At 71.1% G+C, this 24,877-nt stretch carries 20 protein-coding genes; 3 read left to right on the top strand and 17 right to left on the bottom strand.

The window, feature by feature from the left end:
- Window positions 1-3: 3 nt before the first annotated feature.
- From OWM54_RS07425 to OWM54_RS07345, 17 genes are all read right to left on the bottom strand, one after another.
- Entirely contained in the window at window positions 4-2,193 is a 2,190-nt protein-coding gene (locus OWM54_RS07425; protein ID WP_267697020.1) for a hypothetical protein, read from the bottom strand.
- Window positions 2,190-4,769 carry a putative baseplate assembly protein gene (locus OWM54_RS07420; RefSeq protein ID WP_267697018.1) on the bottom strand — a complete coding sequence of 860 codons (2,580 nt, stop codon included), beginning with the start codon at window positions 4,767-4,769 and terminating at the stop codon, window positions 2,190-2,192. Before OWM54_RS07420 ends, OWM54_RS07425 begins: the two co-directional genes overlap by 4 nt.
- Window positions 4,766-7,366: a putative baseplate assembly protein gene (locus OWM54_RS07415; RefSeq protein WP_267697017.1), complete on the bottom strand. Its 2,601-nt coding sequence runs from the start codon at window positions 7,364-7,366 to the stop codon at window positions 4,766-4,768. Before OWM54_RS07415 ends, OWM54_RS07420 begins: the two co-directional genes overlap by 4 nt.
- Before the next feature lies 1 nt (window position 7,367).
- Window positions 7,368-7,724: a GPW/gp25 family protein gene (locus tag OWM54_RS07410; RefSeq protein WP_223751500.1), complete on the bottom strand. Its 357-nt coding sequence runs from the start codon at window positions 7,722-7,724 to the stop codon at window positions 7,368-7,370.
- A 3-nt stretch (window positions 7,725-7,727) separates the two neighbouring features.
- A complete protein-coding gene (locus OWM54_RS07405) occupies window positions 7,728-8,051 on the bottom strand; it encodes a hypothetical protein (RefSeq protein WP_267697016.1) in 324 nt (107 codons plus the stop codon).
- 2 nt (window positions 8,052-8,053) lie between these two features.
- Window positions 8,054-8,602 carry a phage baseplate assembly protein V gene (locus OWM54_RS07400; RefSeq protein ID WP_141328757.1) on the bottom strand — a complete coding sequence of 183 codons (549 nt, stop codon included), beginning with the start codon at window positions 8,600-8,602 and terminating at the stop codon, window positions 8,054-8,056.
- On the bottom strand, window positions 8,599-9,741 hold the full coding sequence (locus tag OWM54_RS07395; protein ID WP_267697015.1) for a hypothetical protein: 1,143 nt from the start codon (window positions 9,739-9,741) through the stop codon (window positions 8,599-8,601). Before OWM54_RS07395 ends, OWM54_RS07400 begins: the two co-directional genes overlap by 4 nt.
- A 7-nt stretch (window positions 9,742-9,748) precedes the next feature.
- Complete coding sequence (locus OWM54_RS07390) at window positions 9,749-10,039, bottom strand: hypothetical protein (protein ID WP_046712450.1); 291 nt, start codon at window positions 10,037-10,039, stop codon at window positions 9,749-9,751.
- Window positions 10,040-10,065: 26 nt separating this feature from the next.
- On the bottom strand, window positions 10,066-10,707 hold the full coding sequence (locus OWM54_RS07385; RefSeq protein ID WP_223751502.1) for a hypothetical protein: 642 nt from the start codon (window positions 10,705-10,707) through the stop codon (window positions 10,066-10,068).
- Entirely contained in the window at window positions 10,704-10,976 is a 273-nt protein-coding gene (locus OWM54_RS07380) for a hypothetical protein (RefSeq protein ID WP_141328751.1), read from the bottom strand. The genes OWM54_RS07385 and OWM54_RS07380 overlap by 4 nt, the downstream gene beginning before the upstream one ends.
- Entirely contained in the window at window positions 10,973-12,955 is a 1,983-nt protein-coding gene (locus tag OWM54_RS07375; protein WP_267697014.1) for an ATP-binding protein, read from the bottom strand. The genes OWM54_RS07380 and OWM54_RS07375 overlap by 4 nt, the downstream gene beginning before the upstream one ends.
- Window positions 12,952-14,154, bottom strand: coding sequence for a DUF4255 domain-containing protein (locus OWM54_RS07370; RefSeq protein WP_223751504.1), 1,203 nt, complete (start codon window positions 14,152-14,154; stop codon window positions 12,952-12,954). Before OWM54_RS07370 ends, OWM54_RS07375 begins: the two co-directional genes overlap by 4 nt.
- Window positions 14,155-14,356: 202 nt before the next feature.
- Window positions 14,357-14,773, bottom strand: coding sequence for a hypothetical protein (locus OWM54_RS07365; protein WP_267697013.1), 417 nt, complete (start codon window positions 14,771-14,773; stop codon window positions 14,357-14,359).
- Between the two features lie 926 nt (window positions 14,774-15,699).
- Entirely contained in the window at window positions 15,700-16,428 is a 729-nt protein-coding gene (locus tag OWM54_RS07360) for a hypothetical protein (RefSeq protein WP_267697012.1), read from the bottom strand.
- Window positions 16,429-16,442: 14 nt separating this feature from the next.
- Window positions 16,443-16,970, bottom strand: coding sequence for a phage tail protein (locus tag OWM54_RS07355; protein ID WP_046712457.1), 528 nt, complete (start codon window positions 16,968-16,970; stop codon window positions 16,443-16,445).
- A gap of 15 nt (window positions 16,971-16,985) precedes the next feature.
- On the bottom strand, window positions 16,986-18,515 hold the full coding sequence (locus tag OWM54_RS07350; RefSeq protein ID WP_267697011.1) for a phage tail sheath family protein: 1,530 nt from the start codon (window positions 18,513-18,515) through the stop codon (window positions 16,986-16,988).
- Between the two features lie 437 nt (window positions 18,516-18,952).
- Complete coding sequence (locus OWM54_RS07345) at window positions 18,953-20,443, bottom strand: hypothetical protein (protein ID WP_267697010.1); 1,491 nt, start codon at window positions 20,441-20,443, stop codon at window positions 18,953-18,955.
- Between the two features lie 211 nt (window positions 20,444-20,654).
- On the opposite strand from OWM54_RS07345, the gene OWM54_RS07340 reads away from it, so the two are divergent.
- From OWM54_RS07340 to OWM54_RS07330, 3 genes are all read left to right on the top strand, one after another.
- Window positions 20,655-22,196, top strand: coding sequence for an ELWxxDGT repeat protein (locus tag OWM54_RS07340; RefSeq protein WP_267697009.1), 1,542 nt, complete (start codon window positions 20,655-20,657; stop codon window positions 22,194-22,196).
- Window positions 22,197-22,292: 96 nt separating this feature from the next.
- Window positions 22,293-24,107, top strand: coding sequence for a hypothetical protein (locus tag OWM54_RS07335; protein ID WP_267697008.1), 1,815 nt, complete (start codon window positions 22,293-22,295; stop codon window positions 24,105-24,107).
- Window positions 24,108-24,197: 90 nt separating this feature from the next.
- Complete coding sequence (locus tag OWM54_RS07330) at window positions 24,198-24,770, top strand: hypothetical protein (RefSeq protein WP_141332636.1); 573 nt, start codon at window positions 24,198-24,200, stop codon at window positions 24,768-24,770.
- Window positions 24,771-24,877: the final 107 nt, after the last annotated feature.

The raw sequence follows: 24,877 nt of genomic DNA, 5'->3' as shown, positions 1-24,877 counted from the left end.
TCCTCAGGTCACGAAGAAGAACCCGGCCTCGAGTCCGAAGCGCAGGTAGTCGGTCAGGCTGGCGCGCAGGTTGGCCTCGCGCTGCGGTTGTTGGAGGTGGTGGAACACGCCCATCTCCCCCTCGTCACTGGCACCCCGGCGGATGCCCGAATCGGTGTCGTCGCGGAGCTGGCAGTAGCCCGGCTCCAGGTAGCGGTCCGACGTGAAGACGGGCTTCACGCGGCGCTCGAGCTCCAGCCGCACGTCCTCGGGCGTCCCTTCCGCGTACGCGGGCTGGCAGCGGAAGCGCTGGGGCACGTGCGAGCCGGGCGGCACGTAGCAGAAGCGCATGCAGCCCTTCTGCCGCTGCACCACGTTCACCCGGCCCGTGAAGAGGCTGTCGCTGGCCAGCTCCAGCACCGTGGTCTCCACGGTGCCGAGCACCGTGCTGGCGAGCACGTGGAGCGTGCCCGTGAGGCCCTCCGCCTCCAGGTCCTCCTCCTCGGGGAGCAGCGGCCCCGGAGGTGTGGGCAGTCCCTGGAGCGCGGGGCCTCCCAGCCCGTCCACGATGCAGTCCTCCAGCCGCAGCACGGTGGCACGGCCCGTGCGCACGGGGCCGGTGATGCAGCGATGCAGGAGCACGGTGCAGTCGCCGTCCTTCTCGCCCTTCACCACCAGGCTCGGCTCGGTGGTGCGCGGCTGGCCGTCCGGCAGCAGGTCCTGTCCGGGCACGAGCGTGCAGTGGCGCAAGTCCAGCGTGGCGTTGTCCGCGGCCTGCACCTCCAGCACGCCGCCGCGCACGAGCAGTCCGCTGAGCACCAGCGTGGCGCCCTCTCCCAGTCGTATCAGCCCCCGGCCGCCCTGCAGGTCGATGACGGGGCGCTGGAGGTTGGCGGCCCGCAGCTCCAGCCGCGAGCCCACCGCCACGTCCAGCGTGGCCAGCGGATAGCGCTCGCTGTCGAGCACCTCCACCAGCGCGTCCCCGCTGGCGCTGCTCGCGCTCAAGGCCGAGGCGAGCGTGGTGTAGGGGCCCACGCGCGTGTCGACGCGCCAGGCGCCGCGCTGCTCCAGCGGGAGCAGCGTCTCCTGGCGGTCATAGAAGCCGCCGCCCACCTCGCTGCTGAAGCCATACGCGTAGCTGACCGACAGCGCCGTGGGCACCGGCAGCCCCTCGGCGAAGGCGAGCCGCCCGTTCACCGGGTCCACCGCGACGCGGATGCTCCGGTTCACCGGCGGCAGGCTCGGGTCCAGCGGCGGGTAGGGCAGCGTGGCGGGCGGGCGGTGCCAGGTGGACAGGTCACAGATGAGGACCTCGTCCGGGGAGATGGCCTCGAACGCGCCGGGCCCCGCGTCCAGGTGGAGCGTGAAGGGCGGGGTGGCGCCGAAGTAGCGCTGCTCGGGCGTCTGGCCCCGGGCGAGCGCGGCGCGGCGGGCCTCCAGCTCGTCATACAGCGGCCGGCGGCGCAGCGGCGTCGGCACGTTGAGCTCCCCGGCCAGCGAGCTGAGCGTCGTCTCCGACTGCGGCAGGTTGAACAGGTGCGTGTCGCAGCCGAGCGCGTCGAAGCGGAAGAGCCCCTCCTCGGTGGCGCCGGGCTCGGAGGCCGGGAGCACCGGGTACGCGGGCGCGAGCACGACGGGATAGGACTCCAGCCGCCACAGGAAGAGGCCCACGTTGGGCAGGTTGTGCTGGCCGCGCTGGTTGTCGATGTGGCGCACGTCCACGGTGCGGGTGGCGTTCTCGAACGGGGTGCCCACCCGCTCCAGCGCGTTGGCGTCGCGCAGGTCCGGCGTGCGCAGGCTCGTCAGGCGCGGGTGGTTGAGGTACTGCGTCGTGCCCACGCGCTGGAAGAACTCCACGGCGCGCGCGGGCCAGCCCGTCACGTCGCGCGCGAGCTGCTCCAGCATGGCCGCGGTGCCCTTGCGGCGCCGGTACGCCAGGGTGTTGGCCACGTAGGCTCGCTGGCTGAAGAGGCCCGGGTCCACGGGCACCAGGTCGCGCACCTTGAGCAGGTCGCCGATGTACGGCACCACCCACTCCTGGCACGTCTCGATGAACCAGTTGTCATGCAGCTGGCCGATGTCCTCCTCGAGCGCCAGCAGCTCGTGCTCCATGATGGCCAGGAGCGCGCGCAACGGCTCGCCCTGCAGCGTGTCCTTGGCGCGGTGGATGGCGGGCAGCAGCTTGTACAGCCTGTCCCTGGGCGAGGGCGTCACGGGCTCACCTCCAGGTCGTGCACCAGCGTCACGCCCCGCCGCTCACCCTGGAGCGACGGGTCCAGCAGGAGCAGCTGCGCGGGCCGCAGGAGCGTGCGCTCCCAGCGGGCGCCGCGCGCGCGAATCACCGAGAACAGCTTCTGCTCCGGGATGAAGGGCGTCGTCGGGTGCAGCCGCTCCAGGTCCACCATCACCACGCCCGGCACGTCCTGGAGGACGCGGATGACCTCCGCGCCGCTCACCGCCTGGGCGAACTGGCGCCGCTCGAAGGAGAACGCCTCGCGCAGCGCGGCCTCCGCCCGGGCGAGCACGTCCTCGGGCAGGTAGCGTGTGTCCAGCCGCAGCCGGGCCTCCACGGCGAAGTAGAGCCGCTCGTAGGAGGAGAGCGCGAACTGGCGCACCGGGTCGTGGTGCGCGCGCAGGGCCTCCTCCAGGCTCTCGTGCAGCTGGGTCCCCGGCTCCACCGGCTCGCCGTTGTTCGCGGCCACGGTGACGTGCACGAGGATGCGCTCGCCGTTGGTGAGGTCCGCGGCCTGGGCCTTGCCGATGCCCGCGAAGGTGGAGGCGAAGTCCTCGTAGTCCTGCAGCGACACCACGCGGCGCAGCGTCAGCACCGACGCGGGGGCGTTGTCGCGCGCCTCGTCCCGCGACTCCGGCGCGGCGGCCCCGGTGGCGGGCAGCGGGTTGCCCACCTCGCGGATGCCCAGCGGGCGCACCTTGAGGAGCGCGAGCTGCCCGGAGTCCACCTCGCCCTCCGGACCGATGCCGGAGCGGTACACCGCGGTGATGTTCTCCTGACCCGTGGGCAGGCGCGCGCCGGACACGCCGTCGCCGAACGTCACCACCACCGTGCCGTCGTCCTGCAGGCGCACCATGTAGACCTCGGCGCGCTCGTCCTGGCCGAAGAGCGTGGGCACCTCCTTCCACAGCACGCCGTTCACCCGAATCTCCAGCGTGCTCTCTCCGCCGGTGTCGGTGGGCGCCGCCACGTAGGTGAGCGGCGGCTTGCGCAGCACGAAGCGCTGATGCGTGCGCGAGCCGTCACCGCCGCCCAGCACCTCGCGCACCGTCTCGCCGTGCGTGGAGGGCGCCACGTTGCCGTGGATGAGCACCGTGTCGCGCGCGAGCGGCGCGGCCAGGGGCTCCTGGAGCACCAGCCGCGTGCGTCCGTCCGGGAGCGCCTCCGCGCGGTCCAACGCCACCACCTGCCGCAGCCACTCGCCCGACTGCCCGTCCACGAGCGTCCTGCCCTCGATGAGCAGCACGTGCTGGGGCTCCAGGCCCGCCACCGCGCGGTCCAGCTCGATGGAGTCGCCCTGCACCGCGTCCGTCCGCGGCATCTCGCCGATGGGCAGCTCCTCGCTCTGCGCGAGCACGACGGTGCTGCGCAGCGGGAAGTAGGACAGGTGCTCGTTGGTGTCGAACGTCAGCCGCGTCACCTTGGCGGTCATCGTGAAGTCTTCACGCGCCCAGGGCTGGATGTCGGTGATGCGGTAGAGCTCCACGTAGCGCGACTTCCAGAGCGCCACCCAGCTGCCGTGCACCAGCGTGGGGTACTCGCGGTCCAGGTCCACGATTCCCTGCACCGCGGTGGTGTTCTCGAACTGGGGCCACTGGGTGAAGCGCCCGTCGCCGGGGCGGTAGTCCGGGTTGTAGCGCTGCTTGATGTCGTCCGGCATCGCCTTGAAGGACGGCGCGTTGTAGCCGAACAGGTTGCCGCGCAGCCGCAGCACGAAGGCGCGCGGGTGGTCCGCCGGGTCCATGCGCGGCGTCTCGCTGCCCAGCCCCGGCTCCCACATCACCACGGTGTGGTTGAGCTCGGGCTCCTTCGGGTTCGGCACCTGGGTGACGGTCTTCACCCAGCGCAGGTCCCACTGCTCGCTGCCCGGCTGGCGCTCGCGCTCCTCGCCCACGAGCAGCAGCGCGTCGCCGGGCTGGATGCCGGGCTGCAGGCCGCGCAGGTACAGCGTGCTCTCCCCGCGCAAGAGCGGCTGGGCTTGCGTCCTGGGCACCCGGAGCAGGTTCCACTCCGCGCGCGCCTCCAGCGCCTCGGTGGTCTCGAACGTCTGGGGCCGCGCGTCCTGGCCGGGGATGCTGAGCACCTGCACGCCCACCGGCACCTGGACGCGCGAGGGCGCGCCAGGCGCCGTCTCCACGGTGAAGACCAGGTACGTGCTCGCGGCGACGCCGGGCTTGAGCTCGTAGCCGAGCTGCCGCGCCAGCTCCAGCACCGAGCGCCGCTCCGTGGCGGTGCGCAGGAAGCCCTCGTTGGCGATGCGCTCCTGGTAGAACGTCAGCACGTCGGCGGCCGTGGCCCACGCGTCCAGCATCGCGATGGACAAATCCTCCGTGCCACGCGTGGACAGCGCCGCCAGCGGCCGGGTGCCGGCGAACTCCCCGTCCGGCAGGAACTCCCGCGGCAGGCGCGCGAGCATGCGCTGGAAGAAGCTGGAGTGCGTGCCGATGCGGTACGCGAGCGCGGGCTGGCCGGGGCGGTTGTACAGCGGCGCCGCCTCCGCCGCGCCTTGCGCCTCGCACGCGTCGCAGTCCCCAGAGCCCTTGATGGACGTGCTCACAGGCCCCCCTGCATGTAGAAGTCGAGCTTGCCGTTCTCCGGCTGGCTCGGGTCATTGTCGAGCCGGGCAATCTCCAGCCGGTCCATGGCGATGAGCCCGTTCTTCCACTCGTCGCGAGGCACCTGCCCGAAGCGCCGGAAGCGCTGCGGCTTGCCCGGCGCGTCCTCCGTCTCCACCCACGCCACGCCGGGGACCTTCATCGCCGTGGCCACCAGCTGGCTCAGGTACACCGGCTCGCCGAAGGTGAAGTTGTCCGGGTGGAAGAACGCGCGACGGCCATCGGGAAGCTCCCCGTTGCCGAAGACCTCCAGCAGCGCGGCCTTCACGTTGGCGGCCAGGTAGCCCGGCAGCACGCAGACCGTCATGGCGATGTCCAGCGGGACGAAGAGGGGCGCGTCGACGCGCAGGTCGTACCCGGCCAGCCGGAAGCGCTCCAGGAAGGTGGTGAGCCGCTCGGAGAAGTCCGCGTCCACCGGGAAGCCGCCGCGTCGGTCCACGGTGATGAACATGGTGTGCCAGCTCCCCGTCCACCGCAGGCTGCCCACCGCGCGCTGCACCTCGGGGTGGCGCTGGGCCACCTCCGCGTAGTCCTCCTCCGTCACCGCGCGCTGCTGGATGCGGAAGGCCTCCGGCGCGTCGATGCGCACCCGCTCCACGGCCTCCGGCTCCACGCCGCCCTGCGCCGGCAGCGGGTTGCGCACGCGGAGGATGCCGTCGCGCCACGCGCCGCCCACGGGCGAATACACATGCGAAATCGACTCCGCGCCCACGTTGCCCGCGCCGCCGTTGCCGATGCGGTACGTGGCCGTCATCCCCACGCCGGCGCCGGGGCGCTCGCCGAGCACGTTGTCGCCGAAGCGCAGGCGGGCCCGGCCGTCGTCCTCCACCTCGGCCACCAGCTCCCGGCTGAAGCGGCCGCTGTTGAGCAGCGTGCGGCGCGGCACCCAGACGCGGCCGCTCTCCGCCTCGCGCAGCCAGAGCGCGGGCAGGGACTCCTCCGGCGCGGAGCGCAGCGCGGCGGTGGCGGACGCGGTGGGGTCCACCGCGCGGCCGCCCTCCACCCGCGACACCTGGGTGAGCGGGCCACGCGACAATCGGGGACGGTAGCCCCCTGTCCCGGGCACGGCGGGCAGCTCCTCCGTCAGCGTGCGCCCATGGTCCACCAGCACCACGTTGCCGCGCGCCACGCTCACCGGCGCGGGCTGGCCGGGCACGTCCTCCTTCTCCCCGGTGGAGTCGTGGGGGACGGTGACGGTCCACAGGCACAGCTCGAAGGGCAGCGCGTCCTCGGTGTGCCAGGACACCTCCACCACGTCCACGCCGAGCAGAGGGTCCTCGCCGAAGGCCACCTGCGTCAGCCGCACCGCGTGGCGGCGGGACGGGTCCGCGTCCACGGCGCGCCCCGTCTGAGAGCCGCGCGCCTCCTCCAGGATGAGCACCTTGCCCTCGGAGAAGTTCTCCGGCGTGAAGGTCTTCTTCGTCGGGTCCGCGGGCGAGGGCGGGTTGAGCAGCGTGGCCGCCGTGGCGCCCCGGGGAAGGCAGCAGCGGTCCTCACCCCAGGTGTGGAAGGTGATGCGGCCGTGGCCCGAGTAGAGCGTGGTGGGGTGGAGCGACTCGAACACCTCCGCGCCGGAGACGATGGCGGCCTGGAGCTGCCGGGCGTCCACCACGCGGGGCGCGTCCACGGTGGTGAGGAACACCGTGCCGGGCGTCACCTCGGTGGGGCCGGCCAGCGTCGTGCCCTCGGCATCGGGCGTGAGGCTCACCGTCACCCACGCGCGGGCGTTGCCGCCGTCGTGCATGGGGTAGTCGAGCAGCCGCGCGTGGCGGCGCACGGAGGTGCGCTTGCGCGCGGTGCCCAGGTACGCCTCGGTGGCCACCGCGTCCTGGTAGTAGCTGAGGTAGTCGGCCGAGTAGGCCATCAGCTCCACCAGCGTCACGCCCAGGTCCGCGGGGTTGCGCTCCTTCCACTGCGGCGCCACCTCCGACAGCCGGTCGAGGAGCAGCCGCCGGAAGCTGGCGTAGTCGCGGGTGAGGTAGTCGAGGGTCGGGTCCACGCCGTCCGGCGTGACGGCGGACTTCGGCGGGGCGCAGTCGAACTCGCTCGGGCACTCCACCTTGAAGGTGAAGTCCACGCGCGACAACAGGGCGTCGAAGCCCTCCAGCGGCACCGTGTCCAGGAAGCCCCGCAGGAGCGCGAGCGTGTACGTGGAGAAGTCGCCGGAGGACGTGGTGCGCACCACCAGCGTCTGCTGCGTCTCCGTCGTGCCGTTCTCCACGTCCAGCGCCACGCGCCGCGCGTACTCATCGCGCTCGGCCTGGGTGGTGAGCGGGTCCGGCGGCGGCTGGTCCATGCGGAACGCGAGCGCGACGCCGATGTCCTTCAGGCGCACGCCGCCGGTGATTCCCACGTTGTCCGCGCTGATGGTGACGGGCAGCGGCTTGTAGCAGCGCACCCACAGCGTGCGCTGGCGCTCCAGCTCAAGGGTGGCGGCCTCCTCGTCCAGGACCTCCAGGTAGTCGATGCCGTTGAAGGTGGGGTGGGCCTCCACCAACCGGCGTCGCTGCTCGCTCTGGCAGACGTAGCGTGCGCCCATGTCAGAGCTCCCGTGAGAACTGCGCCGTCTGGCGCTGCTGGGTGCGGCGCACCACGTAGCGCACCGTCACCTGGAGGGCGGCCTCCTCGCTGTGCGTCTCCACCGCCTCCACCTGGATGAGGTCCCCCAGCCACTGCTGGAGCGCGCCCTGCACCAGGAACTGCGTGGCGGTGGCCAGCTCCGAGCTGTTGGGCGCGAAGACGAGCTGCCCCAGGCCCGTGCCGAAGGTGGGCCGGTTGACGCGCTCACCGGGCGAGGTGAAGAGCACCTGCTCGATGAGGTGCCGCACGTGCGTGTCCAGGTCCGCGTCCGCCGTGCGGCCCCGTCCATCCAGGCGATAGGGGAAGGCGATGTGCATGGCTCAGGTCCCCCTCACGCGGACCTGCGTCATCACCACCTGCGGCGGCCCCAGGGGCGCGGCCCCCAGGGACATCCCCACGCTGTTCTGCAGGATGACGAACTGGCCCCCCGCGCGCACGCGCACCGAGGGCACCATCCACTTCACCTGCACGCACGGCCCTCCGCTCTGTGGCGGGAAGGTGCAGCCCGTCACCAGGTACTGGTCCGCCATGGTGGCGACGAACTGCCCGCCCACCTTCACGCGCGGGTTGCCGGGCATCGTCTGCACCTGGCCCCCGTGCGGACACATCACCGTGGCTCCGACGTGGACGACGAAGGCTCCCATGGCTAGATGACCTCCAGCGCGCCGTTGTTGACGTTGACGCCCGTGGGGCCGAGCTTGATGTTGGCGGCGCCGAACGACAGCTCGATGCCGGTGGCGCTGAGCACCACCTTGGCCGTGCCCCCGTGGTTGATTTCGATGCCGGCCGCCGTGAAGGTCGCCTTCAGCGGCATGGGCACCGCGGGCGGGCTCACCTCGATGCTCAAGCCCCCCGCGCCCGGCAGGTCATCGAGCTTCACGGTGACGGCGTCCGTCTTCCACACCTTGGTGGTGGGCAGGCCCGGCGTGGCGGGCGCCTCGCCCTCGCCCCAGAAGCAGCCGGCGACGATGGGGTAGTTCAAGTCCCCGCGCTCGAACTCCACCCAGACCTTGGCGCCCACCGCGGGCACCGCGAAGAAGCCCTTGCCGCTGCCGCCGTACGGCATGCACGGCATGGCCCAGCCCAGCTGGCTGTCGCCCAGGACGGTGGGCACCTTCACCTGCACGCGGCCCATCATCAAGGGGTCGATGTTGTTGACGACCTCGCCGCGGTACTTCCCGAAGTAGGAGCTCATGGCGGCACCACCGGAGTGAGCGCCCCGGCACCCTCGCGCGTGAGGGTGAAGCGCTGCTTGTACTCACCGGGGCGGATGGAGTGGGTGACGTTGCGCACGTAGAAGAAGCCGTCGTGCTGGAAGCCCGCGCCGCGCACGCCGACGAGCCCCCGGGGACGCAGCACGTCGCCGTAGCGCGTGGCGTCCAGCTCCCCGGAGCCCGTGAGCACCTGGTCCGTGGAGGCGTCCGTCTGCCCCTGCGCCCGGGCGAACGCGGCCAGGTAGCCCGCGCCGTCCGGTACGTCCTCCAGCAGCGACGTGCGCACGCTGGACTGGGTGAGCAGCGCGGGCTGGCTCGCCAGCGGCGGGACGCGGAGGCTGGCGAAGGTCTGCACCGGCAGCGCGCGGCCGAAGACGATGGCCTGGCCCTTCACCGTGGTGGGCGCCAGCGCGTTGTACTGGAAGTCGAGCGAGTCCACGTTGGTCTGCGCGCCCAGGTTCACCGAGAGCGCCCGCTGGGGGATGCCCAGCCGGTTGGGCGGGCCCCAGTACGCGGTGTTCATCAGCGGCGCGGGGCCGGGGGTGACGTGGAAGACGTAGCCGTAGCGGCTGGCCATCTCCTGCAGGTAGGCGTAGTCGGTGCCTCGGAAGACGGGCGTGCGGTAGATGGGCAGCGGCACGTCCAGCGTGGGCGGCGGGATGATGACCGGCACCAGGCCGTACTTCGCGTAGCCCAGCACCAGCTGCGCGATGATGATGGACTCCACCTGCGCGGGGTGCTCGTGGACCTTCTGCTCCAGGTCCATGGCCACGCTGATGTCCTCGCCGGTGAGGGTGAGCGTGGAGGCGCCCGGCTGATGGGAGGGCGTGAGCGTGCGGTGGGTGATGATGCCGTCGAAGAGCACCTGCGGCACCACGTTGAACGTCACCAGCAGCACCACCCGGTTCATGGGCTTGAGCAGCGGGTGGCCCACCAGCCCGTAGTCGAGCAGGTCCATGGCCCCCGCCCGGCCCACGCCGAAGGTGAGCTGGAAGCCCGAGCGGCCCTCGTCGTTGTGGGTGACCTCCACGTTCTGGAGGGCCTCCATGAACGACGCGGGCGCGGGCACCGCCACCGTGGGGCCCACCAGCAAGGTGAGATGGATTCCCAGCAGGCTCATCGCGCGCTCAGAACTCCGGCATGGCGATACGCACCACGGAGCCCGTCTCCCGCATCAGCTCGAAGGGGTTGAGCGTGTCGTTGGCGTCGCACACGCGCCAGAAGTGCTCCGGGTCTCCCAGCGTCCGGTGGGTGAGCAGGTCCAGCCGGTCTCCCTCGGTGACGGTGACCTCGGCCAGGACCTTGAGCGCGTTGCCCGCGGGGATGAAGCGGCGGCGCTTGTAGGCCGCCACGCGCCCGTCGGGCAGCGTGAGGGTGGCGGTCTCGAGATTCGCGTAGCGGCTGGTGGGGTCGAGCATGGTGACTCCCGGGTGACGAAGGGGCTTCAGCGAGGCAGCGAGGCGTTGGCCACGCCGGAGACGCTGCCGACGACGGCCAGGGCTTCCTTGACGACCTGGTGCGTGAGGAAGAGGGCGTAGCCGGGGTGCGTGAGGGGCAAATCGTTGTACGAGAGCACGCGCAGCCCCAGGGACACCTTGGCGCGGATGGGGTTGAGGTTCGGGTCGAAGGCTTCCTCGGTGATGGTGAACTCGGTGAGCTTCACCGGCAGCACGCGCTTGGGGCCCCAGACGAAGAGCGTCAAGGGCGCGGTGGCGGGGACGACCTCCAGCGTGCCCACCTGCATCAGCACGGCGTTGAGGATGACCTGCGCGGACTTGGGGTAGACGAGCATCTCCAGCGAGGACAGCTGCGGGTAGATGCCCACGCTGCCGGCCAGCGCGTCCCCCTGGGCGAGCTGGTCCGTGGCGTCTATCTCCACCTCCACGCGGATGTTCTCCACGGGCGCGCCCTTGAGCCTGAGCGCCTCCGTGCGGTCCCCGCCTTCGCCCGACATCTGGGGCGTCAGCGTGCGCGTCATGGTGTCCGGGTTGTATTGGAACACCACCAGGCTCGCGACGGGGTTGAACGGGTCCAACCCGACGATGGCGCCGCGCTGCGTGCGCGGGGTGCGAGGGAACGAGCTCATCGCGTCGGTCCTCCCTGGCCCAGGCCCGCGTACACCGCCTGCGCCACCTGGACGCCCAGCGACTGGGGCGCGGCGTGGGGCCTCGTGTGGATGGCGCCCGCGTCCACGCGCGGCACGGCGCCGGACAGGCCCTGGGGCAGGCCCCGCTCGGTGAGCAGGCGCGTCAGCTCCACGCGCACGGCCTCGCCCACCTGCTCGCGGTGGGAGGCGGGGACGCCGTGGAGCACCAGCTCGTCGATGTGCAGGCAGATGTGTCGTGGCGTCGTCATGTCCACCCCGAGACCTCGGCCTCCGCCAAGGGCTTGTCGAGCTTGCTGAACTCCGAGCGCACCGCGCGCTGGAGGTGGGCCATCCGCACCGGCTCGTTGGCGTCGGCGGCCAGGAACGCGGCGTTGAGGGCGATGGTGCGGATGTTGCCGCCGGTGACGCTGAGCCGGGCCAGGCGCGCGACGTCCAGGCCTTCCGTCGGCGTGGCGGCGGGGAACATGCGCCGCCAGATGTCCGCGCGCTGGGCGGCGTCCGGGAAGGGGAACTGCAACACGAAGCGCAGCCGGCGCAGGAAGGCCGTGTCCAGCGCGTCCTTCATGTTGGTGGTGAGGATGGCCAGGCCCCCGTACGACTCCATCTGCTGGAGCAGGTAGCTCACCTCGATGTTGGCGTAGCGGTCGTGGCTGTCGCGGACCTCCGAGCGCTTGCCGAACAGGGCGTCGGCCTCGTCGAACAGGAGGATGGCGCCGCCCTCCTGCGCGGCGTCGAACACGCGGCGCAGGTTCTTCTCCGTCTCGCCGATGTACTTGCTGACCACCTGGCTCAGGTCGATGCGGTAGACGTCCAGGCCCAGCTCCAGCGCGAGCACCTCCGCGGCCATCGTCTTGCCGGTGCCGCTGGCGCCGGCGAACAGGGCGCTGATGCCCAGGCCGCGCGCGCCCTTGGAGGCGAAGCCCCACGTCTCGTACACGCGCGTGCGCTGGCGCACGGCGGCGGCGATCTCCTTGAGGATGGCCTTCTTGTCCGGCGGGAGCACCAGGTCCTCCCAGCCCGCGGTCGGCTCCAGCCTGCGCGCCAGGTCCTCCAGCCGGGGACGCGACTGCACGCGGCAGGCGTTCCAGAGGGCCGCGCCCAGCGCGCCCTCGTCGTCGAAGGGGCCTTGCTCGCGCACCTCCAGGCTGGCGGCGCGGATGGCGTGCAGGGGCAGGTCGAACTGCTGGGTGATTCGCTCCAGCGCGCCGTTGAGCGGGACACCCTCGGGGCCGAGCGCTCCGGTCCACAGCGCCTGCTGTTCGACCCGCGTGGGCCGCTTCACCTCCAGCGGCAGCGACGCGCGGCCTCTCAGGCGCATGGGCTCGCGCGCGGCGAGGATGACCATGCCCTGCACCTGCTCGGCGAAGGCGCTCGCGGCGCGGAGCGACTCGGCGCTGGTGCCGTCGTCACACTCGATGAGCAGGCCGCTGCCAATCAGCAGGGCCTCGCGCTCCCAGAGCCGGGCGAGCATCCCTCGCTCCTCGGCGCCGAGGGGGAGCTGGCTCGCGCGCGCGACGTGGAGCTGCAGCCCCAGGGCCGCGCAGGCCGTGCTGGCGATGGCGCGCGCGCCTTCGGACTCCACGCCGCACAGCTGGATGACGGCGGCGCTCGCCTCGCGCTCCCAGAGTCGGTACATCCGCTCGGCGAGCTCCTGGTGCGAGGGCGGCGGCGGGGCCTGCGCGGGGACGGGCGAGACGAACTCCTGGAGCCGGCGGTCCAGGTACGACAGGCCGGTGAGGTAGTGGAGGACGCGCTCGTCGATGCGCAGGGGGCTGGTGGTGAGGCCGTCTTCCGGCGCGAGGGTGAGCAGCTCCCAGCGGCGCAGGGCGGCCACGGGGGTGAGGGCGCTCCAGTGCGCGTCCGGCAACATCGACAGGGCCAGGCCGAACGTGGGCCAGGGGCGCCGCGGGTCCCGGTTCACGGCGGCGAACAGCGCCCCGAAGCCGGTGCCCAGCTCCACGCTCGCGCAGCACAGCAGGATGTCGCGCTCGAAGGGGGAGAGCTGGAAGGTCTCGCACAGGTTCTCCAGCGCGGACGGGGCCGGCATCGCGGAGCCCGCCTGCGCGAGCGCGGCCAGGGCGGCGTCGATGTCGCTCCCCTCGGCGGGGAGGGACTCATCGCCCGTCGCGCGCACCTGCTGGAGCAGCCGCGCGCGCACCACCGCGAGCGCGGCGGTGAGCTGACGCTGGTTGGCCTCCTGCCAGGTGGTCGGCGCGGAGGTGCTCATGTGACGCTCACCCGCTGGGTGGGGTCGAACACGGGCGGGGTCTGGCTCCGGTCGATGAGGAGCGAGTCCACGCCGTCCACGCGCAGCCGGACGTGGTGGTCGCCTGCGTTGAACCCGCGTCCGGTGAAGGTGAGGTTGTCCACGGCGGCGACGCGCTCGGGCGCGGGGAGTTCCTGGCCACCGAGGAGCAGGGACACGCGCTGGTCCGGACGGACGTGCGGGCCGAAGGTGGCGGTGAGCGTGATTTCGCCATCGGGGCCGCGCGGCACGGGCGAGGGCGCGAGCGAGAGGATGCGCGGGGCGAGCGTGAGCGGCAGGGCGGGAGAGGCGTGCTCGACGCCGTTCGTGTCGGTGACGATGACGGACACGGCGTAGGTGCCCGCGGGCCAGTTGACCGCGTCATTCGGGATGGAGGTGGTGAGCCGCGCGGCGGTGACGTCGGCGGCGGGACGTGTCACCGGCGTGGTCCAGAGCGGATGCTGGAAGCGCACGCCCACGGTGTTGCCCGCGAGGTGGTGGCCGGTGAGCACGAGCACGTCCCCCAGGCGCGCGCTGGCCTGCTGCTGTGGAGGCGTGATGGCCTCGAGCAGGGGGAAGGGGGGCAGGGTGTCCGGCTGGACGGAGAGGACGGGACGCAGCACGGGGAGCGGCGTGGCGCGCGGACGGGTGCTCTCGATGAGGACGACGGAGACCTGGTAGACGACGGAGACCCGGTACTGCGTCTGGAACATGGTCCAGAGCTTGGAGAGCTCCTCCAGGGAGAGCGGCTCCGAGGTGATGCGCACGCGCTCGGCCTGACGGTGGAGGTCGTTGCCGGGGACGGCGACGCGGAGCTCCTCGGACCCGAGCAGCGGATGGTCGTGGAGGACGCTCATCGCCTTGCCGAGCAGCTTGTGGCTCTCCACGTCGTCATCGGACGGGGCGTAGGGCGTGAGCAGGTACGTGAGCCGCAGCGCGAGGGGCGGGAGGCCCGACTCGCCGGGCTTCACGTGGGGCGGGAAGGTCGTGTTGCGGAGCGCGGCGTCGTGACCGACCTGGAAGAGGAAGAGGTTGAGCTGGTGGTGCGTGGCGTCCCGGGCGCGGGCCTTGTCCGGAGGCAGCGTGGTGACGGTGACGTCCGGCGTGTCCACCTGGAGGTGGTTGAACAGGAGGGTGCGCAGCGTCGCCGTCACCGTCGCGATGGAGAGCGAGTTGCTCATCGTCCACCTCCCAGGCGAGGCGCGAGGCGTGATGCATGGCGTGCGGCCATCCCGGGTCGTAGGAAATGACTCTTCGCCTGCCCGGACGACCCCCGTGATGCATGACGCGTGGATGAGGTCGGGTGCGCGCAGCGTGAGGCCGCCCGTCGCGGTGCGAGGCACAATGCGTGGCGCGCGGCCATCGTCCGGCGAGGGAGGCGGTTCATCGGCCCCCTCCGTTGCGGCGCGCGAGGTAGTCCTCCAGCGACGGAGACGCAGAGGGGCGCGCGGGTACGCCCCGAGGAGGCGCGGCGGGCGCCACCGCGCGCACCTCGATGCGACCGATGGTGACGTTGATGACCGGGGCCTCCGGTGCCTGCGTCAAGGAGGGCGGTGTGGCGCGGGGCTCCTGTCCGCCTCGCGCCCTGTCGCCCTCGCCCGATTCGAGCGCCGCGGCGAGCGCGCGCGCCTGACGAACGGGTGATGCGGGGCGCATCGTGCGGTCCTGCTCCTCCGCGAGCGAATCGCGCGCCAGGCCCCGCGTCGTCTCCAGCGCGACGGACAACCCCAGGGCCGTGATGCCCCCGCGAGTCGCCTCGTGCGCGCCAGGTGCCGCGCGAAGTGGCTCATCCCGAGGCATGATGCTCCCCTCGCCGCGCGAGGACTCGTGCTCCGTGCGAGGCGTGAGCTCCCCGGCTCGCCGCGCGTGACGAGACGGGGACGCCGCCGAACCGTCGGAATGCTCCGTCGAGTGGGCGAGCGGTGACCCGGCGTCGGTCTCCTCCGCGCCCGGCGCCGACCTCGCACGCGAGGCAAGGCCCCCGTGCCCCGACGTCCTCGCACGCGGGACGACGCCTGACTCCCCAGACGTCCCTGCACGCGGGGCGACGCCCGCCTCCCCTGACGTGCGTGCGTGCGTGAAGGCGCCCTCGGCACCCGGTGTCCTCGTACGAGGCTCACGCGTGAAGGCACCGTCCGCGCTGTTCCACGCGGACCCCGGCTGATGCCGAGCCTCGTCTTTGCGCCCCTCGTGTGGCGTGCCCGCCGCGCTCCATGACGACTGCCCGAGTCCCGTCGCGGTGTCGCGGTCCCTCGAATCCGAGGCCCGTCCCTCATCGGCGCGCGGGCCCAGGGCCGAAGCCGTCGACACGCGCGGACCGGGGTGTCGCGCGGGGCCCTCGCTCACCAGGGCCTCCGCGCGCTCACGGGAGCTCTCACCCCTCGACGCGGCCTCCGTCGATTCGGGCCCGCGTCCGAATTGCCCCTCACCGACGCCAGGGCCTCCACGGCTCCGAGGCTCGCCGAGCAGCGGACCCACCCCGTCCCGAGCCTCTCCGGACCTGGGGGCCTGCGTGCCCAGGGGCTCGGCGAGCACCTGGCCCACCGCGCTCCAAGGTTCGCGGTGAGGCCGGACCTGGCCGAGCGGGGCACGCGATGCTTCACCTGACGTCTCCTCCAACTCCCTCACCACGCCCCGCGCCTCGGGCGCGAAGTACGACGCACTCCGAGGCCGGACTCCCTCCGTGGGACGGACCTGCCGGGCCACCAGATGGCTCAAGTAGTCGCTCATCGCCCCACCAGCTCCAGGTAGCGCTGCCGCTTCCAGGGGCTCATCGCGAGGATGTGCTCCTCGGACCAGCCATACAGGCTCGCCAGCGTGTGCACGTCACGCAGCAGCCGCTGCGCCCACGCCTCCACCTCGCGCCACAGGAACTCCGCGATGTCGAACCCCGCCGCCCAGCCATGGCCACAGCCGGGACACGTCGTGGCCAGCTCCACGCGGGCCTGCGGATCCGCGGCCTCCATCGCCGAGCTGATGGCACCCACCACGTCCTCCGGCAGCTCCCGCACCTCCACGCGCGCCCCCTCTCGACGGGCCTCCACCACGCACCGCGCCAGCATCTGCCCGGGCCCCGCCGGCTCCCGCCCCGCCGCCAGCGCCGCCAGGTCCCGACTGTCCGGAAGCCGGAACCGCACCACGTGGCCCGCCCGCTCCACCTCCAGCACCTCCGGCGCCGCCGCCGTGGGGACGCGGATGTCCCCCACCTCGAACGCCAGCTCCACCTGCTCTGCGCACCGCGGACACGCCACCAGCCCCCAGATGGCCCCGCCGAACGTCCCCTCCCGCAACGACAGCAGCAGCGCGTCCCGGGCCCCCACCGGCAGCCGCGCCAGCTCGCCCAGGCTCCGCTCCGGGAAGGCCGCGCCCAGCAGCGCGAGCGCGCGCCCCGCGGACGGGTGCGGGTAGCCCGCCTCCCACGCGCCCAGCAGCTCCGAAGCCGTCAGCGAGCGCATGGGGCCTCGGTGCGTCAGGGATTGGGCTCGTTGAAGGTGGGCTCCGTGGGCTCGGTGACGTCGTAGTCACGCTCCCAGCCCTCGTTCTCCAGCTTCAGCGTCTGGATGGCCACCGCGTTGGCGTTGGCGTCCAGGTCCGGCATCGCCTGGTACTCCGACACCCAGCAGCGGTAGAGCTTGTAGGAGATGGCCAGCTGTCCGGCCTCGTTGTAGACCTCCAGGATGATGTCCTTCCTGAAGTCCTTGAGGGACACCTCGGCGCCCAGCCCGGAGCCGTAGTTCCAGACCTTGTTCGCCCAGCGCTCGAACTCGGTGTCGTGGGTGACGCCGCGCTCCAGCGTAATGGCCTCGTACTCGCTGCGGCCCGGGGACTTGCGGCTGCTGCTGGGGTCGCCGCCCTCGCGGTGCTTCACCACCTCCGTGGTGCGCTTGAGCGCGCCCACCTTGCTGATGCCCGCCACGTAGCGGCCATCCCACTTCACCCGGAACTTGAAGTTCTTGTACGGGTCGAAACGCTGCGCGTTGACGCTGAACTGAGCCATGGAATGGGTCTCCCTTTACGCCGCGACCTGGCCGGCCATCTGCTGGAGCTTGAGGACCACGAACTCGGCCGGCTTGAGCGGCGCGAAGCCCACGACGATGTTCACCACGCCGAGGTTGATGTCGTTCTGCGTCGTCGTCTCCTTGTCGCACTTGACGAAGTACGCGTCCCGCGGCGTCTGGCCCTGGAAGGCGCCCTGCCGGAAGAGGTTCTGCATGAAGGCGCCCACGTTGAGGCGGATCTGCGCCCACAACGGCTCGTCGTTGGGCTCGAACACCACCCACTGGAGGCCCCGGAAGAGGCTCTCCTCGATGTTGAGCGCCAGCCGGCGCACCGGCAGGTACTTCCACTCGTCGGCGAGCAAATCGTTGCCGCGCGTGGTGCGCGCGCCCCACACCACCCGGCCCGCGGCCGGCAGCGAGCGCAGGCAGTTGACGCCCAGCGGGTTGAGCTGGCCGTTCTCCGGGTCCGTGAGCGGCACGCTCAGCTTGGGCACGCCGGTGAGCAGCGCGTCCAGGCCCGCGGGGGCCTTCCACACGCCGCGCTGGGTGTCCGTGCGGGCGATGACGCCGGCCACCGCGCCGCAGGGCGCGAAGGTGTCCAGCTGGCCCTCCCGCAGGGGGTTGGCCTGCACCAGCCGGGGGAAGTAGAGCGCCGCGTTCTTGCTGCGCAGGCTGCTGGCGTTGAAGCCGGAGACGGCGTCCGCCACGCTGTCCCAGGCCGCCGGCGGGTCGGCGATGAAGATGGCGCGGCGCTCCTCGCAGTAGGCCGCCGCGTCCGTGGCCAGCTCCGGCTCGATGTCGCCGTCCAGCGTGTGGGGCGCGATGCACAGCAGGTTGAAGACATCCACCTTCTCCAGCGCGAACAGCCCCTTCTTGTCCGCGCGCAGGCCCGCGGCCTGGGTGAAGTGGGTGCGGGTGAGCGCGCTGCCGTTGGTGCCCGCGTCGGCCGCGGCGGGCGTGTAGGTGCCCGCCGGAGGCCGGGCCGCGGTGGCGGGCAGGGTCCTCACCCGTAGGAGCGTGGAGCCCTGCGCGAGCACCGTCGGGTAGTAGCGCGCGCTGGCCGCGTCGATGGAGAGGTTGATGAACTTCTCCGTCACCTGGGTGCCCGTGTCGGTGACGGTCAGGTTGAAGAGCAGGTCGTCGACGGCCGGAACGCCCGTCTTCTTGGTGTTGTGGTCCACCACCACGCTGAGCTTGCCGCCCCAGGCGCCGGGGCTCGCCGCCTCCAGCACCAGCGGGCCTTCGGTGGTGGTGATGCTCAGGTCCGCGGTCTCCGAGCCGTTGTCCAGGCGGACCACGACGGCCTGGCCGCCTCCATTGAGGAAGAAGTCGCGGACGGCGAAGCTCATCGCTCCGTCCTCCCACAGACCTCCGAAGCTCCGCTCGAAGTCACCGTAGCCGTTGCAGACCACCGGCTCGTTCACCGGCCCGCGCAGCGCGCGTCCGACGAAGGCGGTAATCGACGTGGGCACCCCGGTGATGGTGCGGACCCCACTGGGAATCTCCTCGATATAGACGCCCGGATAACTGAGAGCTGCCGGCATGGACGACTCCTCCCTCTGCGGGTTCGTCGACTCCGCCCCGACTCACGAGGCAAGAGCCCTGCTACGCGCGGCGTGCTCCCAGTCCCCAGGGAGCACCCCGCACGTCGGGTGACACATTCAGCTGGAGGGGGTTGCGGCAATCCATGCCGTCGTGGCAATTCCTATCGCGTGAAAACCGCGCGACCCCCCTGGTCTCGGAATCCTGGCTCACTGCTCGGCGACGTCTCGGGACTCTGCCAGAAACACGACGGAAAGTCATTCATTCCGTCGTAGTGGTTTCTACTTATGGTGCTTGGATGTGTCACGGGTCGGGTGAACCGGACCAATCCAAGACATTGGATGCGGTGTGTTACACGGCTTCATTCATGGCCACCGTTGTACGAACGACGGCGGAAAGATTCCTTCGAAACCCGTTTCAGCGGTGACGAGGTGGTGCGTCACGTTTCGCCGGTGGTGTCCGAGTCCGCTGTGCCTGTCGCGTCCGCGAGGAGGGCGGCGAGCTCCGCGCGCGTCCGGGCCTCCTGGATTCGCGCGGTGAGCTCCTCGGAGGTGCCTTCGGGCAGCCGGTCCAGGGCCTGCGCCCGGAGCTCCTCGGTCGCGGGGGCGCCCATCCGCAGCGTGAGCGCGCCCGCGACGGTGGCCTGGTGCTTCGCGTGGAAGGACTGGGCCTCGGGGCCCTGCATGTCGAAGTACCACCGTGAGGTTCCCTCGGCGTCATCCTCCCGGTTGAAGTTCTCGAGCGTGAGGCTGTCCTCGCCGTCGCGTGCGATCACCGCCGCGAAGTGGAAGCTCCAGAGTTGCTGCGGGTCCTCGGCGGTGCGCTCGCGGGTGCCGACGATGGCGTAGGACTCTCCGACCTCGGGACGTGCGTGGGCGTTGACGCCAATCCGTCGGCTCCTCTCGCTCATCGTCTGCTCGGGCAGTTCCCGGTAGGCCGTCGTCGTGGCGTTCCTGTCGTCCGCCAATCGGGCATCGAGGTGCTGGGCGAGCCGGGTGGCCCAGCCCGCCTGGGTCTCGAGCTCCTCCCCGACATGGCCCGCCTGGATGAGCGGGGTGAGCACCTCCACGGCGAACTGCTGGAAGCCTGGCTGGTACTCATACCGGTCCTTCATGATGTTCTTGAGCAAGGCCCGGCGCAGCGGTTGGCTGGGGATGGCGTCCTCCAGCAGCGTGGAGGCCTCTTGCAGCGAGCTGGTCTCGACCTCGAGGCCGTCCCCGTAGGTGAAGCGGAATGATTCCAAGTCGTCCTCTCCGAAGCGCGCTTCCTGGGCGGCGACGACACCCTGAGGGGTGGGCGCCTCCTGGTTCGTCAGTTCCCGGGCGATGAGGTTGAGCTCCCCGACGGCCCCCGGGTAGGGGTTCTGTCTGCGCAAGGCCAGGTCGGCGTCATCGGGGCCCTGGTAGAGGGCGTGGGTCTGCCCCGAGTTCGTCACGCGGTCCGCCACATCGATGCACTCGTGGACGTCGAAGAGGGGCTGCTCGGCGACGACCGCCCTGGGCGTCACGGACTGCATTCCCGCCAGTGCTTCGGGGGCGTCGTCTCCAGCGAGGAGCCTCACGCGCGAGCCCATCGCCTCGAGGATGCGGTTGGACCGCTCGATGAGGGCGGGCGTGGCGAAGAACCGCTGCGTTTCGTTCTCGGCGGGCAGCGCGAACGCGCGGTTCGCGGAGATGCGATAGCCCGCCTCCTCGGTGAAGCGCTGGACCACGCCGCCGGTCCGCGCGGTCGACGTCCTCGCGCGCGAGCCCTGGTCCGCGTCGCGCTGTCGCTGGAGCAGCGACTGGACCGCGGGCCGGTGGTCCAACATCCGCTGCAGCGTGCGTTGGCGTGCGCCCGAGGCAGACTCCAGGCTGTCGCCAGCGGTGGCGCGAGGCTTGTGTGCTTCGGCGTGGTGCGTGGTGTTGCGCGGCCGCTCGTGGACCTTCATGGGCATCACGCTCCCTGGACGGAGCCACGAGCTTAGAGAGGCCGCGGGATGCGCTGAACGCCCTGGCACATCTCACGAGACCGAACCGGTGCACATGTCCCACCACACGCCTTGTCAGTCCAGGCAGGCGAGCAGGGTAGGTCCTGGGGGCACTTTGCACGGGGAATGACACGACACACCCTCCCTCCCAGTCTCTTCAGTAGGGGGCAGCATGTCGTGGCGTGGTGGGTGGATGGTGTCGTCGTTGCTGGTGTTGGGGGCGGGTTGTGGCGGTGCGCTTCCCGGGGAGGAGGTGCCCGCCCCCGCCGAGGAGGCAGAGGAGCGGTTGGATGGTTCCTATTGCCTGCCGACGGAGGATTCCACCCAGCGTGTGAAGACCATCCTCCCGCCCTCGGACATCGGGATTCCGCGCTACGCGGCGAGCCCCAGTGACTTCGTGCGCTTCAAGGGCCAGCTGCACTTCGCGGTGAACTACGAGGATGGGAAGCGGGCGCTGTGGCGCAGCAACGGCGCCGCGGCGGGGACCACTGAAATCAAGAGCCTCCCCGCGACGGAGGGGAACTTCACGCCGCCGCTCGGGGGGCTCACGCCCACCTCGTCCCTGCTGTTCTTCCGGGCGGCGGACGTCGTGCACGGCACGGAGCTGTGGGTGAGCGACGGCACCTCGGGCGGCACCCGCATGGTGGAGGACCTGACGCCGGGGACGGCCAGCTCGTATCCGACGCACATGACGGCCACCGGCAGCGGCTCGGTGGTGTTCTTCCTGGAGCGCTACGAGTCGGGCTCCACGCGCGTGCGCTACGAGCTGTGGGCGTCGGATGGCTCGGCTGGCGGCACGTCACGCGTGCGTGACTTCGGCGCGGACGCGGAGGTGAGCTACCTGTCCGGCGCGGCGAACAACACGCTGCGCTTCTTCGTGCGGGACTTGTCCGGCGGCACCAGCCTCTGGAAGACGGACGGCACGTCGGCGGGCACCGTCCAGGTCAAGCGGCTCACGTCGGGGCCCAATGCCTTCATCAAGGACGCGCGGACCCAGGATGGGCTCACGCTCTTCATCCTGCGTCAGGACTCGGGGCTCCAGGAGCTGTGGAAGACGGACGGCACGTCGGGCGGCACGCTGCGCCTGGCGTCCTTCGGCGCCACCCGGGACGTGCGCCTGCTGGGCGCGCTGGGGTCGACCGTCTATGTCACCACCACGTCCCTGACGACGCAGTACATGGTCCTCTACCAGGTGCCTCTGGCGGGCGGCACCCCGACGTCCGTGGTCAGCCTGCCCAATGACTACACCTCGCTGGGCGAGGCGTTCCCCTCCATCGACAGCGTCAGCATCCCCCCGGGAGGCTCGAAGCTGTTCTTCTCCGTCATCATCGGCAGCAATGGCCCCGCGCCGCGCGACTCGCAGCTCTGGGTGACGGATGGCACCGCGGGCGGAACGGTGCGGCTGCGCCGGCCGCTGAGCCTCTCGGACGAGTACGCCTCGCCCGTGTATGCCGTGTCGGACGACCTGGTCTTCTTCAGCGCCTACGAGGCCGACGGAGGTGGCATCGAGCCGTGGGTGAGCAACGGCACGCCGTCCGGCACGCGCAAGCTGCGGGACATCGCGAACACGGCCCTCTCGACCTCGTCCTACCCTCGTGAGTACTTCCGGCTGGGCTCGCGGGTGTACTTCAGCGCGTATGACGACACCGAGGCGGGACAGCTCTGGTCCACGCAGCTGACCGACGCGTGCTTCGCGCCGCAATCCCAGCCGTAGGCTCGCGGAACGCAGTCACTCCTCGCGCCAGGTTGGGGGCGTGGGACACGTCAGGGCCGGTGGCTACGCTCCAAGGCCTGACGCGAGGAGTGCCTCATGAAGAGCTTCGAGTCGCGGCGCGCGGTGCTCTCATCTGAAAAGACAGAGGGTCGAGTCGCCCCTGTCCCCGCGGCGCCGACCTCCCGCGAGGCCGCGCTCCAACGGATGGAGGCCCGGCTCAACCAGTCGCCGCGCGTGGTGGCGCAGGCAAAGTTGTCCGCGAGCCTGTCGGGGCGTGATGCGTCCGCCCCCATCCAGCGGGTGGGCGGGCCGAAGTTCGGGCTTCGTCCCGCGGAAGGCGCCGACGGCTCGGAAGGGCTCGTCAGGCTCACCGCCGCCTATGCGGCCTACAAGGAGCAGGTCCGCAATCAGAAGCAGATGGCGCGGGCCGCCTTCACCGGGCACGAAGGCGACCACGGGGCGCAGACCGTCTACAGCCAGGCGCTGGCGGCCGCGGAGCTGACCTCCGAAGGGCTGATGGGCGCGCTCGGCGAGGGCTTCACTCGCGGCGAGGACGGGCTCATCTCTCATGGGGGCATCGCCGTGGCGAGCCTGCTCACGGGGGATGACGCCTATGAGGAGGTCGAAGAAGAGGGGCTCGCGCAACCCGTCTACAAGAAGCACACCCTGGAGGGGCTGAGCGGGAAGGATTACGTGAGGGTCCATGGCGCCTATCTGCGACGCATGGCCTACCGTGGAATCACGCCTCCGGAGCGCAAGGCCTATCAGGAGGGTGAGGCGCTGCGGCCGCTCAACGACGGACCTGACGCGCGCGTGCAGGGACAGATGGGCTACACGTTCAAGGAGTCCGGAGTGGCGAAGGAGCGTTCTCGCAAGCCACAACCCGGGGACGACGACAAGGAGCGGCAGACGGACCTGGAGTGGGCCCAAAGCCACTTCAACGACGAGCTGGAGTCCTTCGAGGACGACGAGCAGTTGTTGTCCTTCCTCCAGACGCGCAAGGGGGTGGGGAAGTTGCTGTCCGCCAGGTCCACGAAGAAGCCCATCACGTCCAACGCGGGCAAGGGGTTCTCCGGGTTCGGTGAAGTGACGATAGACCTCGCCCGCGTCCCCCCCGAGTGGATCTTCCACCACTACGCCGAAGGCGGCTTCGATGCGGGGGCGCTGGCGGGCCTGCTCGGGAAGGACCACGTCCCGGGTGCCTTGAGGTGGGAGGTCGACCGCGCGAACGAGACCGTCCTGCGCAACCGGGAGATCGTGCTGGCGGGAATCCCTCGGGAGGCCGTGACGAGGTTGAAGGACGTTCCGTCACGCGAGGCGTATGACCAGGAGTTCCGCCGCCTGTATGCGCCCCACTATCGGGAGGCCTATGAAGCCTTGGTCGAGGAGGCGACAGGATTCCAGGAGCCCGCGCCCGAGCCGGAGCACATCCCGTCGCCACAGGACCACTTCACGCAGCTGCAGGCGCGCTCGGACCTGAATGTGGCGCAGGCCCGGGCGGAGGGCCGCGGGGACGCGCGTGCGCGCATCGACTACATCGACCAGTTCCTGAAGTCCTACCCTCATGCGTGGACGCAGGCCTACGAGGACACGCTGTCCGAAGAAGGCGATTGGGAGCGATTCGATTATCCGGAGGCGCCCAAGGCGCCGAGGCCCGTCTCGGTGCCGTCGATGGGCGAGGAGCCCGACGCGGGAGTCGCGGGAAAGGACCAGGGCGCGGTGGATGGCGCGGCGGCCGCGAGGGCCTTCCTGGCCAGGCTCGTCGAGGGCTCCAGGTCCGTGGAGGACGAGGGCGCGCAGCTGGATTCCGGCGAGGACGAGCCTGCCTCGAAGAGCCAATCCAAGAAGGGCAAGGCCAAGGCGCCGAAGAAGCAGCAGGGGAAGAAGGGCAGGGGCAAGGGCCACAAATAGCCTTGCCCGCATGGGCGAACGGGACACTCCCTCTCGACAGAGGTTGTTTGTCCGTGGCATTCCGCGCCCGGGTGCTGTTGTCTGTCGAGCATGGAGAAGACTGTTCCGACAGACCGCGTGGAGTCACCCCAAGAGCCGTTGCCGGCGCTGGATGGCCCTCGCTGCCCGCGGCACCCCGAGGTGGAGGATGCCCAGCCCTGTCCTCGCTGCGGTGGGTTCTTCTGCGAAGCCTGTCTGCCGGACTTGCTCGTGGTGGAGCGGACGCACTGCGCGGACTGCCTTGCCCGCGACAAGGCGCCAGAGGCTGTCCGGACGGCGCTCCTTCGAGACCTGACCCGGGTGCAGGTGGGCGTCATCGCCATCCTCATCCTCGAGGCCCTGTTCAGCACGTCCCTCGCGCTGGGTGCGCCCCGTGGCGTGATGCTGTTGGGCAGCCTGTGTCTGATGTCGCCCATCATCGCCCTCACCTTGCTGTTCGCGAGGTCTCGCAGTGCCACGGTGGGCTGGGTGCTGTGTGTCATCGACCTCGGCATGGGGCTGCTTCAGCTGTTCGGGGGAGGCAATGCGCTCGTCGGGGCCGCCGTCCTGCTCGCGGGGGTGCTCGCCGCCTTCCAGCTCTTCAAGCTGGGAAGTCTCCCACGACTCACCGCCTCGCCGGACTGAAGACACCGCGTGCGTCGGGTTTCATGTCATCACCGCGCTGTGAGCCATTCACGATGAGGCTGCAACCTCTGTTTCGTGGGTGAGACGTCGATGCACCGCCGTGAACA

Origin of the sequence: Myxococcus sp. MISCRS1, assembly GCF_026626605.1 — a bacterium.
GTDB lineage: Bacteria > Myxococcota > Myxococcia > Myxococcales > Myxococcaceae > Myxococcus > Myxococcus fulvus.
Note: the sequence above shows the minus strand (reverse complement) of the source record. Positions and strands in the feature narration are given on the sequence as shown.